We start from the raw sequence: 17,308 nt of genomic DNA on the forward strand, positions 1-17,308 counted from the left end.
TGGATCGGTGTCGTACGCGAGCCCCCGTGTGGGAGCGAGCCTGCTCGCGAAGGCGTCAGTCAGGAGGAAGCGATATGGTCGACATTCATACAGGCGGCTGCCACTGCGGCCAGCTGCGCTATCAATTCAGCGGGCCGCTGCACGACATCGCCCACTGCCATTGCTCGATATGCCGACGGGTCAGCGGCGGCATCGTGACCACCTGGATCACCGTGCCCGCGAAGGCCTTCCAATGGCTGGCCGGAACACCGGCGCGGTACGACTCTTCAGCGACCTGCGCGCGCTACTTCTGCGGCCACTGCGGGGCGCAACTGGCACTGGTCACCCACCTCAGCCCCAAGACTATTGATGTGACCATCGCCACCCTCGATCACCCCGAGCAGGCTCCTGCCGAACGGCACATCTGGACTGACAGCCGCTTGCCATGGCTGCACCTGGACGAGCAATTGCCCGGCGAGCCGGAAGAAACCTTATAAACTTAAATTAAGCCTGATCAAAAAATAGACAGATCCAGCGGGCGAATCGCGCCCATCCAAATCGCGTGCTCACTGTGATCGCGCAGATCGTCGCCGGTATCCGGATGCAGGAACACCACCAGCCCCTTGCGGTTGAGCGCCAGCCAGGGCAACACGTCACCGATCAATTCCGGACCGAAGGCCAGCTGACAGCTCCAGTCCGGATGCGGGCCGACAGGGCGCTCGTGCACCCGGCCCATTTTCAACGGGAACAGTTGCGCCGCCTGCGCGCACAAGACCCGCGCTTGATCGACGGTGCTGGCGTCGAAATACACATGGGCGTGGTAGCCCTTGATCGTTGACATCTGAAGCCCTCTGAATCGGTTCGAACCGTCGGTGTTTGCCGCAGGTCACACGCCATATAGGTCAATAACAGGGAGCGCAGCCATGAAGAATGCCGAAACCCCGGTCGTGAAAGTGGTGCTTTATGGTGCCATGAGTAGCCTGGGCAGTGCGCTGATGGCTGAATTGCTACGCCGCCAGCACGAAGTGATCGCCATACTCGATGATCTGACGGCGCTCGCGCCACGTCCGGGCTTGCGCACCAAGACCGGCGATTTGTTCGAGGCTGAACGGGTGAAGCAAAGCGTGGCGGGCAGTTCGGCGGTCATCTGTCTACTGGACGCACCCGGATTACCGTTCAACAGTGAACACGTGGAAAAAAACATCGTTCCGGGGCCGGTCGAGCAAGTACTGGCGGCGGACGCGTTGATCGATGGCATGCAAGCGGCGGGCATCGCGAGGTTGTTTCTGGTGGGGGACTTCGAGGTCCTGGACGATCCCGAGACCTTCGATCCACTGCAGCGTCACGCCGCCGAGGAAATCCGCGAAGCCCTGCAAAGCAGCTCCTTGAAATGGACGTTGGTGAATGCTCCGCGTGGAGTGCCCGGATTGACCATCGAACATTTCAGCCATGTCAGCAGCTCGCTGGAACCAGGGCTGGCTGAACCGCTGGAGCGCCTGGCCCGGGCGGCAACGGGCATCGCCGATGAATTGCATTTGAACCTGCACATCGGTGAGCACGTCAGTTTCGTCGCGGCTGACAGCTAAACCGCGATAGACGGCAGCGCCAGGCCATTGAGCGATTGTGCACTGCTGGCCTGCTCGGCCACCAGCCAATCGACAAACTGCTGAATCAACGCCCCACGCCGTTTGCGCTGCGGCAGTACCACGTAGTATCCCAACCGCGACATCACCGTCTCGGCAATCGGCCGACACAGCAACCCCTGCGCCAACAAGTTATCCACAAGGTGGCGCCAACCAATGGCCACGCCCTGACCACCAATCGCCGCCTGAATCAGCAACGTGTAATTGTCGAAGCGCAATTGCCCTGGAGCGGGAGGCGAGGTGATCCCCAACTCGCGAAACACGCCACTCCAGTCAAACCAGTTGCTGCTGTGCTCGCCGCGCAAGTGCAACAGTGGAAACTCCAGCAATCCCTGGGCAGGCAAGGGCAGGGCACGCTCATTCAACAGTTGCGGGCTACAGACCGGAAACACTTCTTCGCTGAACAGCCAATGGCTTTCGCCCTGCTTGAAGCGACCATCGCCGAATAACACCGCCACATCGATGTCGGTGCGCAGCATGTTGTGACTACGTTCACTGGTCACCAGGCTGACATCCACCTGCGGATTGGCGGCGTGAAAACGATGCAAACGCGGCATCAGCCAATAGGCGGCGAAGGCGAAATCGGTGGCGACTTGCAGCACCTCATGCTGTTGCTGTGCGCTGATCGCGTTCAAACCAGCATCGATTTGCTGCAAACCCAGCTGAACTTGTTCGAAAAGTATCATCCCAGACTCGGTCAATTCGATGCCGCGGTAAATGCGGTCGAACAGCCGTGTCGCCAGTCGCTCCTCCAGGCGCTTGATTTGCTGGCTGATGGCCGGTTGCGTGGTGCCAAGCTCGACTGCCGCAGCGGTAAAGCTGCGTTGTCGCGCCGCCGCTTCGAAGGCGCGCAGCAAATCCAGAGACAGGTCACCAAGTGCGTCATACATAAGCTGTGCTTATCCTAGTCATTGTCATGCATGGGCTTTACCACAAACTGTATGGGTTTCATGCTCGAGCTCAGCACTCTCGCATAAACATCCACTATGGAATGCCGCGATCACATGAAGCGCAAGAACATTCTTTTCATCATGGCCGATCAAATGGCCGCGCCAATGTTGCCGTTCTACGGCCCTTCGCCAATCAAACTGCCTAATTTGAGCCGCCTCGCCGCCGAAGGCGTGGTGTTCGATTCCGCGTATTGCAACAGTCCGTTGTGCGCGCCGTCGCGTTTTACCCTGGTCAGCGGTCAGCTGCCGAGCAAGATCGGTGCTTACGATAACGCGGCGGATTTCCCTGCCGATGTCCCCACTTATGCCCACTACCTGCGTCGTCTCGGCTACCGCACCGCGCTGTCGGGCAAGATGCATTTCTGCGGCCCGGACCAGTTGCACGGCTATGAAGAACGCCTGACCAGCGACATCTATCCGGCCGACTACGGTTGGGCGGTGAATTGGGATGAGCCGGATGTGCGGCCGACCTGGTACCACAACATGTCGTCGGTGCTGCAAGCGGGACCCTGCGTGCGTACCAATCAGTTGGATTTCGACGAAGAAGTTGTATTCAAGGCCCAGCAGTATCTGTTCGATCACATTCGCGAAGATGGCGACCAGCCGTTTTGCCTGACGGTTTCGATGACCCATCCACACGATCCTTACACCATTCCAAAGGCCTTCTGGGATCTGTACGACGACGCCGACATCCCATTACCCACAACGCCGGACCCACACGGTCTCGATCCGCATTCCCAGCGGTTGCTCAAGGTTTATGACCTGTGGGACAAGCCGCTGCCTGTGGATAAGATCCGCGACGCACGCCGCGCCTATTTCGGCGCCTGCAGCTATATTGACAGCAACGTCGGCAAACTCCTGCAAACGCTCGAAGATACTGGTCTGATCGACGACACCATCATCGTCTTCTCTGGCGACCATGGCGACATGCTGGGCGAGCGTGGCCTCTGGTACAAAATGCACTGGTACGAAATGGCTGCACGGGTGCCCCTGTTGATAAGTGCTCCGGGTCAATTCGGCGCGGGCCGGGTCAGCGCCTCGGTGTCCACCGCCGACCTGTTGCCCACTTTCGTCGAGCTGGCGGGCGGGTCACTGGAGCCGGGCTTGCCGCTGGACGGTCGGTCGCTGGTCCCGCATCTGCAAGGGCAGGGCGGTCACGACGAAGTGTTCGGCGAATACATGGCCGAAGGCACCATCAGCCCATTGATGATGATTCGCCGGGGCAACTACAAATTCATCTACAGCGAAGACGACCCTTGCCTACTCTTCGATGTGCACAACGATCCACATGAGTTGGAAGAACTCAGCCAATCACCGCAATATCGCCGGCTGTTCGACGACTTTCTCACCGAAGCCCGGGCTAAGTGGAATATTCCGGCGATCCACCAACAGGTGCTCGCGAGCCAGCGGCGCCGGCGTTTCGTCGCCGACGCCCTGACCATCGGCAAGCTGAAGAGCTGGGATCACCAGCCGCTGGTGGACGCCAGTCAGCAATACATGCGCAACCATATCGACCTTGATGATCTGGAGCGTAAAGCACGTTATCCACAACCCTGCCAAAACCAATAATGTTAAGGGGAAGTCCATGCAAAGGTTATCCACAGTACTGACGGTCGGGCTTCTGGCTCTGAGCAGCGCATCGGCCTATGCCGATCAGCGTTGCGAGACAGTGAAGATGGCCGATCCTGGCTGGAGCGACATCGCCGCGACCAACGCCATCACCGGTTTTCTGCTGGACGGCATGGGCTACAAGGCCAAGGTCGACACCCTTGCGGTGCCGATCACGTTTGGCGGGCTAAAGGACGGCCAGGTCGATGTGTTCCTGGGTAACTGGATGCCGGCGCAACAGGGCTTCTACGACAAGTTCGTCGCCACCGGCGATGTCACGCAACTGGCGAAAAACCTCGACGGCACCGAATTCACTCTCGCGGTTCCGGACTATGTCTGGGACGCGGGCGTGCATACCTTCGCCGACCTGAACAAATACGCGGACAAGTTCGACAGGAAAATCTACGGCATCGGCTCCGGTGCGCCAGCGAACATTTCCCTGCAAGAGATCATCAAGAAAAACGATTTCGACATGGGGCAATGGAAGCTGGTCGAATCCAGTGAGCAGGCGATGCTGGCCGAAGTGTCCCGCGCCGTGAAGAAGCAGAAATTCGTAACGTTCCTGGGCTGGACTCCACACCCGATGAACGTGCAGCTGAAAATGCATTACCTCAAGGGCGGCGAGAAATACTTCGGCGACACCGGCACCGTCCACACCCTGACCCGCAAAGGTTATGCACAGGCCTGCCCGAACGTCGGCAAGCTGCTGACCAACCTGAGTTTCACTCAGGAGATGGAGAACAGCATCATGGCCGAGGTGGTCAACAAGAAAGTCAGCAATGCCGATGCAGCCAAGGCGTGGATCAAGGCCAACCCGGCGGTGCTGGATAAATGGCTCGATGGTGTAAAAACCGTGGATGGCAAGGATGCGTTGCCGGCAGTGAAAGCCAAGCTGTAACAATTACCTGTGGGTTGTAATGATTACCTGTGGCGAGGGAGCTTGCTCCCGCTCGGCTGCGCAGCAGACACAAACCCGGACAACTCGATAAGGCTGACAAACCGCGTTGACCGGATTGGGAGCGCTACGCACTCCAGCGGGAGCAAGCTCCCTCGCCACAGTGATTGCGTCGTCCTGTTACCCTTGTGCAAAACCCCAACCGAGAGGCTTCATGGCCCTTCCCAGCCGCCATTCACTCTTCCCGTTCCTTACCTGGTTGCCCCGGCAAACCCGCGCCAGCGTCGGTCGAGACCTGATCGTCGGCCTCAGCGGTGCGATTCTCGCGTTGCCACAATCCATTGCCTACGCACTGATCGCCGGTCTCCCACCGGAATACGGCTTGTACGCGGCGATCATCCCGGTATTGATCGCTTGCCTGTGGGGCTCGTCGTGGCATTTGATCTGCGGTCCTACAGCGGCCATCTCCATTGTCCTGTACGCCAGCGTCAGTCCTCTGGCCGTTCCAGCGACACAGGACTACGTCACCTTGATCCTGTTGCTGACGTTTCTGGCCGGGATTTTCCAGTGGCTGCTGGGCTTGCTGCGCTTTGGCGCGCTGGTGAATTTCGTTTCTCATTCAGTAGTACTCGGCTTCACCCTCGGCGCGGCGGTGGTGATCGCCATCGGCCAGTTGCCCAACCTGTTGGGGCTGGCTTTGCCCAGCCAGGCCACCGCGCTGGACAGCTTCATCGCGCTGTTCAAACACCTCGACGAACTCGATAAACCATCACTGGTGCTGGGGCTGGCGACCGTGGTGGTGGGTGTAATCCTCAAGCTGTGGTTGCCGCGCTGGCCAACGCTGTTGATCACTCTGGTGCTGGGCGCACTCACGGTCTGGCTCTGGCCATCGATGTTCGGCCACGTGGAACTGGTCAGCGCATTCACCGGAAAGCTGCCGCCCTTGAGCCTGTTGCCGCTAGACCTCGACCTGATCCTGCGCCTGCTGCCTAGCGCCGTGGCCGTGGGCATGCTCGGCCTGGTCACCAGCCTGTCGATTGCCCGTTCGTTGTCGGCGCGCTCGCAACAATTGCTCGACGCCAATCAGGAGGTCCGCGCCCAGGGTTTATCCAACATCGTCGGTGCGTTTTTTTCCGGATCGCTGTCAGCCGGCTCCTTCACTCGCTCGGCCCTGAGCTACGAAGCAGGCGCCTGCTCACCCCTGGCAGGGATTTTTTCGGCGTTGTGGGTGGCGTTGTTCGCGATCTTCGGTGCGCAGTTGATCGCGCACATTCCGATTCCGGCCATGGCCGGCAGCATTCTGCTGATCGCCTGGGGCCTGGTGGACCATCGCGGCATTCGTGCCTTGCTGCGGGTCAGCCGCGCCGAGTTCCTGGTCATGGCCCTGACGTGTGTCGCCACCTTGCTGCTGGAACTGCAGACGGCGATCTATGCCGGGGTGCTGGCGTCGCTGTTCTTTTACCTCAAGCGCACCTCGCAACCGCGGGTACAGCATGTGCGCGACGGCGATGAGGACATTCTGCGGGTGGGCGGTTCGATCTTTTTCGGCGCCAGCCATTACCTGCAAGTACGCCTGCAACGGATGCACGGCGCGCGCGTGGTGATCGAGGCGCAGCAGATCAACTTCATCGATTATTCAGGGGTGGAAATGCTGCATCAGGAAGCGCGACGGCTACTGCGGCAAGATCGCAGCCTGACCCTGCGCCGGGCGCGGCCGCAGGTGGTGGAAGAATTGAGGAAGCTTGAGGGGGCGGAGAAATGCCCGATCCGTTTCGAAGATTGAAACACCGAACCCTGAAATGCACATCGCTTCTGTGGCGAGGGAGCTTGCTCCCGTTGGGTTGCGGAGCAACCCTAAGATCTGCGGGCGCTTCGCACCCGAGCGGGAGCAAGCTCCCTCGCCACAAAAGCTTATAGAGCGAGTTGTCGACGAAGTTCGGCCAACACCGGCGCCGTGTCCGGGCGCACGCCACGCCACAGGAAGAACGCCTCCGCCGCTTGTTCAGCCAGCATGCCCAAACCGTCCATCGCCACCGCCGCGCCGTGTTCGCTGGCCCAGCGGCAGAACGAGGTCGGTTCCTTGCCGTACATCATGTCGTAGCACACCGTTTTGCCCGGTTCGATCAGGCTGGCGGCAATCGGCGGCACATCGCCCGTCAGGCTCGCGGACGTGGCGTTGATGATCAGGTCCACCGATTCCTGCAACCAGTCGTAACCGCTGGCCGATACCGGTCCCAGGTCGCAGAACAGTTCCGCCAGCAACTCGGCCTTGTCCACCGTCCGGTTGGCGATGATCACTGACGCCGGTTGCTCGGCCAGCAAGGGCTCCATTACACCGCGCACCGCGCCGCCAGCCCCGAGCAGCAGGATGCGTTTGCCCTTGAGGCTGAACCCGGCGTTGACCGTCAGGTCCCGCACCAGGCCGGCGCCGTCGGTGTTGTCACCCAACAGACTGCCGTCGTCCATTTTGCTCAGGGTATTCACCGCACCGGCCCGTTGCGCCCGCGCGGTCAGGGTGTCGGCCAGGCGATAGGCTTCTTCCTTGAACGGAACCGTTACGTTTGCTCCGCGACCTTCGAGGAAAAATGCCCGGGCGCAGCCGGAAAAATCGTCGAGGGGCGCCAACGAGGTGCTGTAGTCGAGTTTCTGCGCGGTCTGCTCGGCGAACAGCCGCTGGATCAGTGGCGACTTGCTGTGGCCAATCGGATTACCGAAAACGACATAACGGTCCATCAACATTCCTCGTTCAGGCCTCGGCCAACCAGTCGCGGTCTTGCAGGAAATACTCGGTCAGGCGCGCCTCTTCACTGCCAGGCTCGGCTTTCCAATCGTAACCCCAACGTACCTGCGGTGGCAGGGACATGAGGATCGACTCGGTACGCCCGCCCGATTGCAGGCCAAACAAGGTGCCGCGGTCGTAAACCAGGTTGAACTCGACATAACGCCCGCGACGGTACTCCTGGAACTCCCGCTGCTCGGCGGTGAACGCATCGTGCTTGCGGCGCTGCACGATCGGCAGATAAGCATCGATGTACGCATCGCCAATGGCACGCATGAAGGCGAAACTGGTGTCGAAATCCCACTCGTTCAGGTCGTCGAAAAACAGACCGCCGATGCCCCGCGGCTCATGACGATGCTTGATGTGGAAATAGCTGTCGCACCAGGCCTTGTAACGCGGGTAGACGTCCGGACCGAATGGCGCGCAAGCCTGCTCGGCCACACGGTGCCAGTGCACGCAGTCATCGATGTTGCCGTAGTAGGGCGTCAAGTCGAAACCGCCGCCGAACCACCAGACCGGCTCTTCGCCTTCTTTTTCGGCGATGAAAAAACGCACATTGGCGTGGGAAGTCGGTACGTGCGGGTTGTGCGGGTGAATGACCAGCGACACGCCCAGGGCTTCAAAGCCACGCCCGGCCAGTTCCGGTCGATGGGCGCTGGCGGACGGTGGCAAACCGCTGCCGAAGACGTGGGAAAAGTTAACGCCGCCCTTTTCGATGACCGTACCGTTTTCGATCACCCGCGTACGTCCGCCACCGCCGGCAGGGCGGGTCCAGGCGTCTTCGACGAAGCGCGTGCCGCCGTCTTCGGCTTCCAGGGCAGCGCAAATACGGTCTTGCAGATCGAGCAGATAGGCTTTTACGGCCTCGGTGCGGGTAGTCATGGCATCACCTTGGATCGGGCAAAGCTACGCGGCGCTCCATCGGAGCCGGCCTGCGCAAATGGGCGCGTAGCATACCACCGCCAATGCGCTCGTCGCAGTTGACGAAGATCAAGCTTAGGCGTTCGATAGGGCGCTTGGTAAAGCGACCTCAGGAGAGTGCAGATGGCAAAGCGTATCCAGTTCCGTGCCCATGGCGGCCCCGAAGTACTCGAGTATGTGGATTACCTACCCGCCGAGCCCGGTCCGCAGCAGGTCCGCGTAAGCAACAAGGCCATCGGCCTGAACTTCATCGACACCTATTACCGCAGCGGTCTCTATCCGCCACCGTCCCTGCCATCAGGTGTAGGTTCGGAAGGCGCAGGCGTGGTTGAAGCGGTCGGCAGCGAAGTTAGCCGGTTCAAGGTGGGTGATCGCGTGGCTTACGGTAGCGGCCCATTGGGCGCCTATAGCGACGTGCATGTCTTGCCCGAGGCCAATCTGGTCCACCTTCCGGACGCCATCAGCTTCGAACAGGCGGCCGGGGTCATGCTCAAAGGCCTGACGGTGCAGTACCTGTTGCGTCAGACCTATGAACTCAAGGGTGGCGAAACCATTCTGTTCCACGCTGCGGCTGGCGGCGTGGGTTCCCTGGCCTGCCAATGGGCCAAGGCCTTGGGCGTAAAGTTGATCGGTACGGTGAGTTCAGCGGAAAAAGCCACGCTGGCCAAGGCCAATGGTGCCTGGGCGACCATAGACTACAGCCATGAAAACGTCGCACAGCGTGTGCTGGAATTGACTGACGGCAAAAAAGTCCCGGTGGTGTACGACGGCGTCGGCAAGGACACTTGGCTGACCTCTCTGGACAGCGTCGCGCCACGGGGGCTGGTGGTGAGTTTCGGCAACGCTTCGGGCGCGGTGGACGGTGTGAATCTGGGGATTCTGGCGGCGAAGGGTTCGCTCTACGTCACCCGGCCGACCCTGGGTACCTACGCCAATAACGCGGAAAACCTGCAGCGCATGGCCGATGAGCTGTTCGAGATGATCATCAGCGGCAAGCTGAAGGTGGACATCAGCCAGCGTTATCCACTGGCGGAAGCGGCGAAGGCGCAGGCTGAATTGTCGGCACGGCGTACGACAGGATCGGTGGTTCTGTTGCCTTAAGGACGCTTTCGCGAGCAGGCTCGCTCCCACATTTGATCGTTGTCGAACACCCATTCTGTGTTCCCTGAAGATCTACTGTGGGAGCGAGCCTGCTCGCGAATGGCCACACCTCGGTATTAATCCGGGCGCACAACATGCCCGGTTGCCAAATCACGAATCACGCTCGGGTTCTTGCGCCCGCCCAGATTCCCGCCCAGCACCAGATCAACCTGCCCACGGAAATACTGCTCGACGCGAATCCGCGTGCGCGCCGCCGGCCGGCCCTGCGGGTTGGCAGAGGTCGACACCAACGGCCCGACGAGGGCGCACAAATCCCGTACTTGGGGGTGATCGCTGACCCGCAGGGCCACCGTTTCATGCACGCCGGTAATCCACTGCGGCAACATATTCTGATGCGGCACCAGCCAGGTATTCGGCCCCGGCCAGGTGCTGGCCATGCGGTCCATCCACAATTCGGGGAAGTCCTCGAACAGGAAGTCGAACTGGCGAATGTTATCCGCGACCAGAATCAGGCCCTTATCCACAGACCGGCCCTTGATCAGCAACAACCGGTCCACTGCCTCTTCGTCCCACGGGTCGCAACCCAGACCCCAGACTGCTTCGGTTGGGTAGGCAATTACCGCCCCCGCGCGAACGGCTCGTGCGGCTTGTTGCACACGCCAACTGTTGACCATGAAAAACGCTCCAGAATAAGGCTCTGTGCAGTTTACCGATCTTCCTTATAAAACCTAGCTCACCCGCGCAAACCAGCGCCCGTTTTCGCAGACTGCGCGGCCCTCCATTTCCAGTTCGGTCAGCGCCACCAGTACATTGGGCAAGGTCCAACCGATGGCGTCGGCCAGCGCTTCACTGGTGTGGGGCGCAGCGTGGAGTAACTTCAGCAAAGGGTGGATGGCTTTCGCTGGCTCGTCTTTGGATAACGGCAGCTGTTGCCAGCCACGCAAGGCTTCAAGGATATGTTCGACGGTTTCCACAAGCACCGCACCGTCGCGGATCAACTGGTGACACCCCTTGGCGCCGGGGTGGTGGATCGACCCCGGAATGGCATAGACCTCGCGCCCTTGTTCCGCCGCCAGCCTCGCGGTGATCAAGGAACCGCTGGCGACGCTGGCCTCGACCACCAACACGCCGAGGGACAAACCGCTGATGATTCGATTGCGTCGCGGGAAATTGCTGGCCGTCGGGCCGGCGTCCAGCGGAAACTCGGAAAGCACTGCGCTACCCGAGGCGATCATCGCATCGGCCAGCCGCCGATTGCGCTGTGGATAAAACTTTTCCAGCCCGGTGCCGAGCACTCCGATCGTTTGCCCGCCAACGTCCAGTGCTGCCTGATGCGCAGCGGCATCGATGCCCAGGGCCAGACCGCTGGTAATGACAAATCCGGCACCGGCCAGACTGCGGGAGAACGCAACAGCGGTGTCCATGCCCGGCCTTGACGCGCGACGACTGCCCACCATCGCCAGTTGCGGTTTTTCCAGAATGTCGAGATTGCCTGCGACGAACAACAATGGCGGTGCATCGCTGATTTGCGCCAGCAGCGCCGGGTAGTCAGGCTGGTCCCACATCAATAAATGCTGGGCCGGACGCTCTAGCCAGGCCAGCGCATGGCTTGCGCCATCGCGGACCTCAGAGCATCGTCGAGCCTCGGAACAGGCCAATGGCAAGCCCAGCGCACGCCAGGCGCTGGCCGGTGCGCTGATGGCTTTTGACGCTGAACCGAAGGCCTCCAGCAACTTCCTGAATCGCGCCGGACCGAGTTCCGGCAATCGATGCAGGCGTAAACGAGCCTCCAGTTCCGCGGGTGAAACCGGTGTAAAAGCTGACTGCGACATGGATCATCCTTGATCGTTATAAGCCCCCGTCCAAGCGGGAATAAGCTGTGGATAACTCTGTTGGTAACTTGTGAAGCAAGCTTACGGATTTCGCACCTTGTCCATCACCGCCAGGGAACGCGACGCGTTGAGCACCAGCCCGTAGCTGAGCTTGTCGTAGGTACGGAAAACCATCAGCAGGCCGGCGCGTTCATCAGGAATTTTCAGCGGCTGGCCGGTGATCCGGTCACGCACGGTTTCCCCGGTCTTCATCACCACCAACACGTTGCCTTCGGCCAGGCCATCGCGCTGGCCCTTGTTCAGCGTGACCACGTCCAGTGCGCCGATCTGGGTGACCCCGCGCGGCACATCAATGATCAGGCCGTTGATGTCGGTGCCGGGTGCGCTGGGCATGAAGGTCGAATTGATCGAACGTTCCTCGCCGCTGAACAAACGGTCACCGAGGCGCACTTCCTGGGTGGTGCGCTGCAACGCCAGCGTGGCGACGTCACCTTCGGTGGCGATGATCTCGCCGCCGCCGACGTCGTCGGCGTTGATCCCCAGAAACTCCCGGGTCTGCGGATCGGTGTAGACCTTGCCCTGGCGGAAGATGCCGTAGACCGGTTGCGCCGGGTCGAAGTGGCCGCGGGCGAAGATACGGTCGCCGATGCCGCTGAGCACGCGTTCGTCATCACCGGCGACGATGTACGGCGCCTTGTCGAAATCCTCGGACTTGTCGACGATGCGGTTGCTCAGCAGAAAACTGTTGATCGATTTCAGAGGAATGCTCGGAATCGCGTCAGCCACCGGACTGCTGCGCACTCGCGGCGAGAGTTTGATGGTGCCTCGGGAGACCCCGCGATCGAGGGTCAGGCGTGGTTGACCGTTGACGTAAACCAACGAAAGCGTATCGCCGGGGTAGATGAGGCTGGGGTTTTCGATTTGCTGATTGGCTTGCCAGAGCTGCGGCCATTGCCACGGCTCACGAAGGAATTTTCCCGAGATGTCCCAGAGTGTGTCCCCCGATACGACGATGTATTGCTGTGGAAAACCTTCCCTGAGTTGCACTTGCCCGTGCGCCAGACCGGCAGAGACCAGAAGCAGCAAGGCGAGTAGTGATTTCCTCATGCGGTGAATCCCTTTATTATGTACGTTCGCGTGAAACGCCAGAGCCGTCAGTGGCTCGCTCCCGGCTTGCTTATGAAGAGAAGGGAGCTACGTTTCACAAAGGTAGCCTGCCTCTTCGGACTCACCAGGCCACCGACCCGACCTTACTTCACACGTGCAGTCATCAAGCTTATGGCCATTTTGAACATCCTCGAATTCCCTGACTCGCGCCTGCGCACCATCGCCAAACCGGTGGCCGTAGTGGACGACGAAGTGCGTCAGTTGGTCGATGACATGTTTGAAACAATGTATGAGGCACCAGGCATCGGCCTCGCCGCGACCCAGGTCAACGTACATAAACGTATCGTCGTGATGGACCTTTCCGAAGACCGCACCGAGCCGCGAGTGTTCATCAACCCCGAGCTCGAACCTCTGACCGACGAGATGGGCCAGTACCAGGAAGGCTGCCTTTCGGTACCGGGCTTCTACGAAAACGTCGATCGTCCGCAACGGGTCAAGGTCAAGGCGCTGGACCGCGACGGCAAGCCTTACGAACTGATCGCCGAAGACTTGCTCGCTGTGTGCATCCAGCATGAATGCGACCACCTCAACGGCAAATTGTTCGTCGATTACCTGTCCACGCTCAAACGCGACCGCATCAAGAAGAAACTGGAAAAGCTTCATCGCCAGAACGCCTGATGCCCATCTTCAAAGGCTTGCTGCGGCAAGCCTTTTTCTTTTCAAGAAGCTTTGCAATAGAGAGCCACCCATGACCGAGCCATTGCGCATTGTCTTTGCCGGCACCCCGGAATTCGCCGCCGAACACCTCAAGGCGCTGCTCGACAGCCCTTACGAGATCGTCGCGGTCTACACCCAACCGGATCGCCCGGCAGGTCGTGGGCAGAAATTGATGCCGAGCCCGGTCAAGCAGCTGGCGCTGGAGCACAACATCCCGGTGCTGCAACCGCCAACACTGCGCAACGAAGACGCTCAGGCCGAATTGGCCGCGCTGAAACCGGACTTGATGGTGGTGGTCGCCTACGGCCTGATCCTGCCGCAAGCCGTGCTGGATATTCCGCGCCTGGGTTGCATCAACAGCCATGCCTCCCTATTGCCTCGCTGGCGCGGTGCGGCGCCGATCCAGCGCGCCGTCGAAGCGGGTGACCGCGAAAGTGGCGTGACCGTGATGCGCATGGAAGCGGGCCTGGACACCGGGCCGATGTTGCTGAAAGTCACCACGCCGATCAGCGCCGAAGACACCGGCGGCAGCCTCCACGACCGCCTGGCCGAAATGGGTCCACCGGCGGTGGTGCAAGCGATTGCCGGTCTCGCCGCCGGAACACTGGAGGGCGAAGTGCAGGACGACAGCCTCGCCACCTACGCGAACAAATTGAACAAGGACGAAGCCCGCATCGACTGGACCCGCCCGGCCGTTGAGCTGGAGCGTCTGGTCCGTGCCTTCAACCCGTGGCCGATCACTCACAGCACGCTGAACGGCGAAGCACTGAAAGTCCTGGCCGCGAGTCTGGCTGAAGGCAAGGGCGCTCCGGGGGAGATCCTTGACGCCAGCAAGGACGGCCTGATCGTCGCCTGCGGTGAACAGGCCTTGTGCCTGACCCGTCTGCAATTGCCCGGCGGCAAGGCACTGAATTTCAGCGACCTGTTCAACAGCCGTCGCGAGAAATTCGCCACCGGTACCGTACTGGGTCAAACGGCGGACGTTCAATGAATCCACGTCTGGCCGCCGCCAAGGCACTGGCTGCTGTTCTGAGCGGAAAAGCCTCACTCAACAGTTCACTGCCGACACAAATGGACAAGGTCGAGGACCGCGACCGCGGTTTCACCCAGGACCTGGCGTTCGGCACCGCGCGCTGGCAGCCACGTTTGTCGGCACTGGCGGCCAAGCTTTTGCAGAAACCGTTCAAGGCGGCCGATGCCGATGTCGAAGCGCTGCTGCTGGTCGGCCTCTACCAATTGCTCTACACCCGCGTCCCGGCCCACGCCGCCATCGGCGAAACCGTCGGTTGCGCCGACAAGCTGAAAAAGCCCTGGGCCAAAGCCTTGCTTAACGCCGTACTGCGCCGCGCCCAACGGGAAAGCGAAGCGTTGCTGGCCGAGCTGGAGCATGATCCGGTGGTACGCACCGCCCACCCGCGCTGGCTGCAGAAATCCCTGAAAGCCTTCTGGCCCGAGCAGTGGGAAGCGATTTGCGCGGCGAACAACGCGCACCCGCCGATGATTTTGCGGGTCAACCGTCGCCATCAAACACGCGATGCCTATCTGGAACTGCTCAGCCAGGCCGGCATCGCCGCCAACCCCTGCGTTTACAGTCGGGACGGCATCATCCTCGACGCGGCCGCCGACGTGCGCAGCCTGCCGGGTTTCGCCGAAGGCTGGATCAGTGTGCAGGATGAAGCGGCACAATTGGCGGCTGATCTGCTCGATCTGGCCCCGGGCCAACGGGTGTTGGACGCCTGCTGCGCACCGGGCGGCAAGACCTGTCATATCCTCGAAGCCGAACCGGCACTGGCCGGCGTGGTAGCGGTGGACCTGGAAGCCAAGCGCCTGGTACGGGTGCGGGAAAACCTCGAACGCCTGGGCCTGAGCGCCGAGTTGATCGCCGCCGACGGCCGCGACACCGAGGCCTGGTGGGATGGCAAACCATTCCAGCGCATCCTGCTGGACGCACCGTGCTCGGCCACTGGCGTGATCCGTCGCCACCCGGACATCAAGCTGACCCGCCAACCGGATGACGTCGCCGCGCTGGCGGTGCTGCAAGGCGAATTGCTCGACGCCATGTGGAAAACCCTGGAGGTTGGCGGCATCCTGCTCTATGCAACGTGCTCGACATTGCCGACCGAGAACACCGAAGTCATCGAGTCGTTCCTCACCCGCACCCCCGGTGCCCGCGAACTGGACCTGGCTACTGCGGCGGGAATCAAGCAGCCCCATGGTCGCCAGTTGCTGGCCCGGGAAGGCGGGCATGACGGGTTCTATTACGCCAAGCTGATCAAGATCGCCGCCGCGCGCGGTTAAACGGATTCAATGGAGTGACTGGATGAAAATCATCATCCTCGGTGCGGGGCAAGTCGGCGGTTCGCTGGCAGAACACCTGGCCAGCGAAGCCAATGACATCACGGTGGTAGACACCGACGGCGAACGCCTGCGCGACCTTGGCGACCGCCTGGACATCCGCACGGTGCAAGGTCGCGGCTCGCTGCCGACCATTCTGCGCCAGGCCGGGGCAGACGATGCCGACATGCTGGTCGCCGTGACCAGCAGTGACGAAACCAACATGGTGGCCTGCCAGGTCGCCCACACCCTGTTCCACACGCCCACCAAGATCGCCCGGGTCCGCGAAGCCGCGTACCTGACCCGTGACGAATTGTTCGATAACGAAGCCATCCCGGTGGACGTGCTGATCAGCCCGGAGCAAGTGGTCACCAACTACATCAAGCGCCTGATCCAGCATCCGGGCGCCTTGCAGGTGATCGACTTCGCAGAAGGCAAGGCACAGCTCGTCGCCGTGCGGGCTTACTACGGCGGGCCACTGGTGGGCCAGCAACTGCGGCAGCTGCGCGAACACATGCCGAACGTCGAAACCCGCGTCGCGGCGATTTTCCGTCGTGACCGGCCGATCCTGCCCCAGGGCGATACGGTGATCGAGGCGGATGACGAAGTGTTTTTCATCGCCGCCCGGGCGAACATTCGCGCGGTCATGAGTGAAATGCGCCGTCTCGACGAGACTTACAAACGCATCGTCATCGCCGGTGGCGGGCAGATCGGTGAACGCCTGGCCGAGGCCATTGAAAGCCGTTACCAGGTGAAGATCATCGAGATGAACCCGGCACGTTGCCGACATCTCTCGGACAACCTCAACAGCACCGTAGTGCTTCAAGGCAGTGCCTCGGACCGCGACCTGTTGCTGGAAGAGAACATCGCCGACGCCGATATCTTCCTGGCCCTGACCAATGACGACGAAGCCAACATCATGTCGTCGCTGCTGGCCAAGCGCCTGGGCGCGAAGAAGGTGATGACCATCATCAACAACCCGGCCTATGTCGACCTGATCCAGGGCGGCGACATCGACATCGCCATCAGCCCGCAACTGGCAACCATCGGTACTCTGCTGGCTCACGTGCGGCGCGGCGATATCGTCAGCGTGCACTCACTGCGACGAGGCGCGGCGGAAGCCATCGAGGCGATTGCCCACGGCGATGCCAAATCGAGCAAGGTCATTGGCAAATCCATCGAGAATATCGGCCTGCCGCCGGGCACCACCATCGGTGCGATCATCCGCGACGAAGAAGTGATCATCGCCCACGATGACACGGTGATCGCGGCGGGTGACCATGTGATTCTGTTCCTTGTGGATAAAAAGCATATTCGCGATGTGGAAAAGCTGTTCCATGTGGGGCTTAGCTTTTTCTGAGCCGGCGCTGGCCTCTTCGCGAGCAGGCTCGCTCCCACAGGGTTTTCGGCTGTACACAACATTTGTGGTCACTGAAGATCAA

17 protein-coding genes are annotated in these 17,308 nt (G+C 60.9%); 10 read left to right on the plus strand and 7 right to left on the minus strand.

Going from position 1 to position 17,308, the window contains the following annotated elements; genetic code table 11:
• The first annotated feature begins 74 nt into the window (after positions 1–74).
• Positions 75–476, plus strand: coding sequence for a GFA family protein (locus ACW9HW_RS22755; RefSeq protein ID WP_457401820.1), 402 nt, complete (start codon positions 75–77; stop codon positions 474–476).
• Positions 477–493: 17 nt separating this feature from the next.
• Here the strand turns inward: ACW9HW_RS22755 and ACW9HW_RS22760 are convergent, their stop codons facing one another.
• On the minus strand, positions 494–820 hold the full coding sequence (locus ACW9HW_RS22760) for a DOPA 4,5-dioxygenase family protein (protein ID WP_457401821.1): 327 nt from the start codon (positions 818–820) through the stop codon (positions 494–496).
• Between the two features lie 82 nt (positions 821–902).
• Here ACW9HW_RS22760 and ACW9HW_RS22765 point away from each other — a divergent pair, with 82 nt between their 5' ends.
• On the plus strand, positions 903–1,565 hold the full coding sequence (locus ACW9HW_RS22765; RefSeq protein WP_457401822.1) for an NAD(P)-dependent oxidoreductase: 663 nt from the start codon (positions 903–905) through the stop codon (positions 1,563–1,565).
• On the opposite strand, the gene ACW9HW_RS22770 is transcribed toward ACW9HW_RS22765, so the two are convergent.
• Entirely contained in the window at positions 1,562–2,512 is a 951-nt protein-coding gene (locus ACW9HW_RS22770; RefSeq protein WP_095194503.1) for a choline sulfate utilization transcriptional regulator, read from the minus strand. The genes ACW9HW_RS22765 and ACW9HW_RS22770 overlap by 4 nt on opposite strands.
• A 114-nt stretch (positions 2,513–2,626) precedes the next feature.
• On the opposite strand from ACW9HW_RS22770, the gene betC reads away from it, so the two are divergent.
• The 3 genes from betC (at position 2,627) to ACW9HW_RS22785 (ending at position 6,858) form a co-directional block, all read left to right on the plus strand.
• A complete protein-coding gene (betC, locus tag ACW9HW_RS22775) occupies positions 2,627–4,141 on the plus strand; it encodes a choline-sulfatase (protein WP_457401823.1) in 1,515 nt (504 codons plus the stop codon).
• Between the two features lie 16 nt (positions 4,142–4,157).
• Entirely contained in the window at positions 4,158–5,078 is a 921-nt protein-coding gene (gene choX / locus ACW9HW_RS22780; protein ID WP_457401824.1) for a choline ABC transporter substrate-binding protein, read from the plus strand.
• A 211-nt stretch (positions 5,079–5,289) separates the two neighbouring features.
• Positions 5,290–6,858, plus strand: a complete 1,569-nt coding sequence (locus ACW9HW_RS22785) for a SulP family inorganic anion transporter (protein ID WP_457401825.1) — start codon at positions 5,290–5,292, stop codon at positions 6,856–6,858.
• 128 nt (positions 6,859–6,986) lie between these two features.
• On the opposite strand, the gene aroE is transcribed toward ACW9HW_RS22785, so the two are convergent.
• Both aroE and hemF read right to left on the minus strand, forming a co-directional pair.
• A complete protein-coding gene (gene aroE, locus ACW9HW_RS22790) occupies positions 6,987–7,808 on the minus strand; it encodes a shikimate dehydrogenase (RefSeq protein WP_457401826.1) in 822 nt (273 codons plus the stop codon).
• 13 nt (positions 7,809–7,821) lie between these two features.
• Positions 7,822–8,736 carry an oxygen-dependent coproporphyrinogen oxidase gene (hemF, locus tag ACW9HW_RS22795; protein ID WP_095194508.1) on the minus strand — a complete coding sequence of 305 codons (915 nt, stop codon included), beginning with the start codon at positions 8,734–8,736 and terminating at the stop codon, positions 7,822–7,824.
• 162 nt (positions 8,737–8,898) lie between these two features.
• Here hemF and ACW9HW_RS22800 point away from each other — a divergent pair, with 162 nt between their 5' ends.
• Positions 8,899–9,876: an NADPH:quinone reductase gene (locus tag ACW9HW_RS22800; protein WP_095194509.1), complete on the plus strand. Its 978-nt coding sequence runs from the start codon at positions 8,899–8,901 to the stop codon at positions 9,874–9,876.
• A gap of 116 nt (positions 9,877–9,992) precedes the next feature.
• Here ACW9HW_RS22800 and ACW9HW_RS22805 read toward each other — a convergent pair whose 3' ends face one another.
• From ACW9HW_RS22805 to ACW9HW_RS22815, 3 genes are all read right to left on the minus strand, one after another.
• The gene (locus ACW9HW_RS22805) at positions 9,993–10,550 is read right to left on the minus strand and encodes an L-threonylcarbamoyladenylate synthase (RefSeq protein WP_095194510.1); all 558 of its coding nucleotides are present in this window, start codon (positions 10,548–10,550) and stop codon (positions 9,993–9,995) included.
• Between the two features lie 54 nt (positions 10,551–10,604).
• On the minus strand, positions 10,605–11,708 hold the full coding sequence (gene dprA / locus ACW9HW_RS22810; protein ID WP_457401827.1) for a DNA-processing protein DprA: 1,104 nt from the start codon (positions 11,706–11,708) through the stop codon (positions 10,605–10,607).
• 81 nt (positions 11,709–11,789) lie between these two features.
• Positions 11,790–12,815 carry a LysM peptidoglycan-binding domain-containing protein gene (locus ACW9HW_RS22815; protein ID WP_457401828.1) on the minus strand — a complete coding sequence of 342 codons (1,026 nt, stop codon included), beginning with the start codon at positions 12,813–12,815 and terminating at the stop codon, positions 11,790–11,792.
• Positions 12,816–12,986: 171 nt separating this feature from the next.
• Between ACW9HW_RS22815 and def the strand changes: the two genes are divergently transcribed.
• The 4 genes from def to trkA all read left to right on the plus strand — a co-directional run bounded on the left by def (position 12,987) and on the right by trkA (position 17,226).
• On the plus strand, positions 12,987–13,493 hold the full coding sequence (gene def / locus ACW9HW_RS22820) for a peptide deformylase (RefSeq protein ID WP_095194513.1): 507 nt from the start codon (positions 12,987–12,989) through the stop codon (positions 13,491–13,493).
• A 70-nt stretch (positions 13,494–13,563) separates the two neighbouring features.
• On the plus strand, positions 13,564–14,523 hold the full coding sequence (fmt, locus tag ACW9HW_RS22825) for a methionyl-tRNA formyltransferase (protein ID WP_457401829.1): 960 nt from the start codon (positions 13,564–13,566) through the stop codon (positions 14,521–14,523).
• The gene (gene rsmB, locus ACW9HW_RS22830; protein ID WP_457401830.1) at positions 14,520–15,830 is read left to right on the plus strand and encodes a 16S rRNA (cytosine(967)-C(5))-methyltransferase RsmB; all 1,311 of its coding nucleotides are present in this window, start codon (positions 14,520–14,522) and stop codon (positions 15,828–15,830) included. The genes fmt and rsmB overlap by 4 nt, the downstream gene beginning before the upstream one ends.
• Before the next feature lie 22 nt (positions 15,831–15,852).
• Positions 15,853–17,226, plus strand: a complete 1,374-nt coding sequence (trkA, locus tag ACW9HW_RS22835; RefSeq protein WP_095194516.1) for a Trk system potassium transporter TrkA — start codon at positions 15,853–15,855, stop codon at positions 17,224–17,226.
• Positions 17,227–17,308: the final 82 nt, after the last annotated feature.

This window comes from Pseudomonas sp. SDO5532_S415 (assembly GCF_054071155.1).

Bases quoted from the DNA above. Each gene is read 5' to 3' on its own strand.
- ACW9HW_RS22815 (WP_457401828.1), bottom strand. From the start codon at position 12,815: ATGAGGAAATCACTACTCGCCTTGCTGCTTCTGGTCTCTGCCGGTCTG.
- ACW9HW_RS22800 (WP_095194509.1), top strand. From the start codon at position 8,899: ATGGCAAAGCGTATCCAGTTCCGTGCCCATGGCGGCCCCGAAGTACTC.
- ACW9HW_RS22785 (WP_457401825.1), top strand. From the start codon at position 5,290: ATGGCCCTTCCCAGCCGCCATTCACTCTTCCCGTTCCTTACCTGGTTG.
- ACW9HW_RS22755 (WP_457401820.1), top strand. From the start codon at position 75: ATGGTCGACATTCATACAGGCGGCTGCCACTGCGGCCAGCTGCGCTAT.
- ACW9HW_RS22760 (WP_457401821.1), bottom strand. From the start codon at position 820: ATGTCAACGATCAAGGGCTACCACGCCCATGTGTATTTCGACGCCAGC.
- dprA (WP_457401827.1), bottom strand. From the start codon at position 11,708: ATGTCGCAGTCAGCTTTTACACCGGTTTCACCCGCGGAACTGGAGGCT.
- betC (WP_457401823.1), top strand. From the start codon at position 2,627: ATGAAGCGCAAGAACATTCTTTTCATCATGGCCGATCAAATGGCCGCG.
- trkA (WP_095194516.1), top strand. From the start codon at position 15,853: ATGAAAATCATCATCCTCGGTGCGGGGCAAGTCGGCGGTTCGCTGGCA.
- def (WP_095194513.1), top strand. From the start codon at position 12,987: ATGGCCATTTTGAACATCCTCGAATTCCCTGACTCGCGCCTGCGCACC.
- ACW9HW_RS22765 (WP_457401822.1), top strand. From the start codon at position 903: ATGAAGAATGCCGAAACCCCGGTCGTGAAAGTGGTGCTTTATGGTGCC.
- aroE (WP_457401826.1), bottom strand. From the start codon at position 7,808: ATGGACCGTTATGTCGTTTTCGGTAATCCGATTGGCCACAGCAAGTCG.
- rsmB (WP_457401830.1), top strand. From the start codon at position 14,520: ATGAATCCACGTCTGGCCGCCGCCAAGGCACTGGCTGCTGTTCTGAGC.
- hemF (WP_095194508.1), bottom strand. From the start codon at position 8,736: ATGACTACCCGCACCGAGGCCGTAAAAGCCTATCTGCTCGATCTGCAA.
- choX (WP_457401824.1), top strand. From the start codon at position 4,158: ATGCAAAGGTTATCCACAGTACTGACGGTCGGGCTTCTGGCTCTGAGC.
- ACW9HW_RS22770 (WP_095194503.1), bottom strand. From the start codon at position 2,512: ATGTATGACGCACTTGGTGACCTGTCTCTGGATTTGCTGCGCGCCTTC.
- ACW9HW_RS22805 (WP_095194510.1), bottom strand. From the start codon at position 10,550: ATGGTCAACAGTTGGCGTGTGCAACAAGCCGCACGAGCCGTTCGCGCG.
- fmt (WP_457401829.1), top strand. From the start codon at position 13,564: ATGACCGAGCCATTGCGCATTGTCTTTGCCGGCACCCCGGAATTCGCC.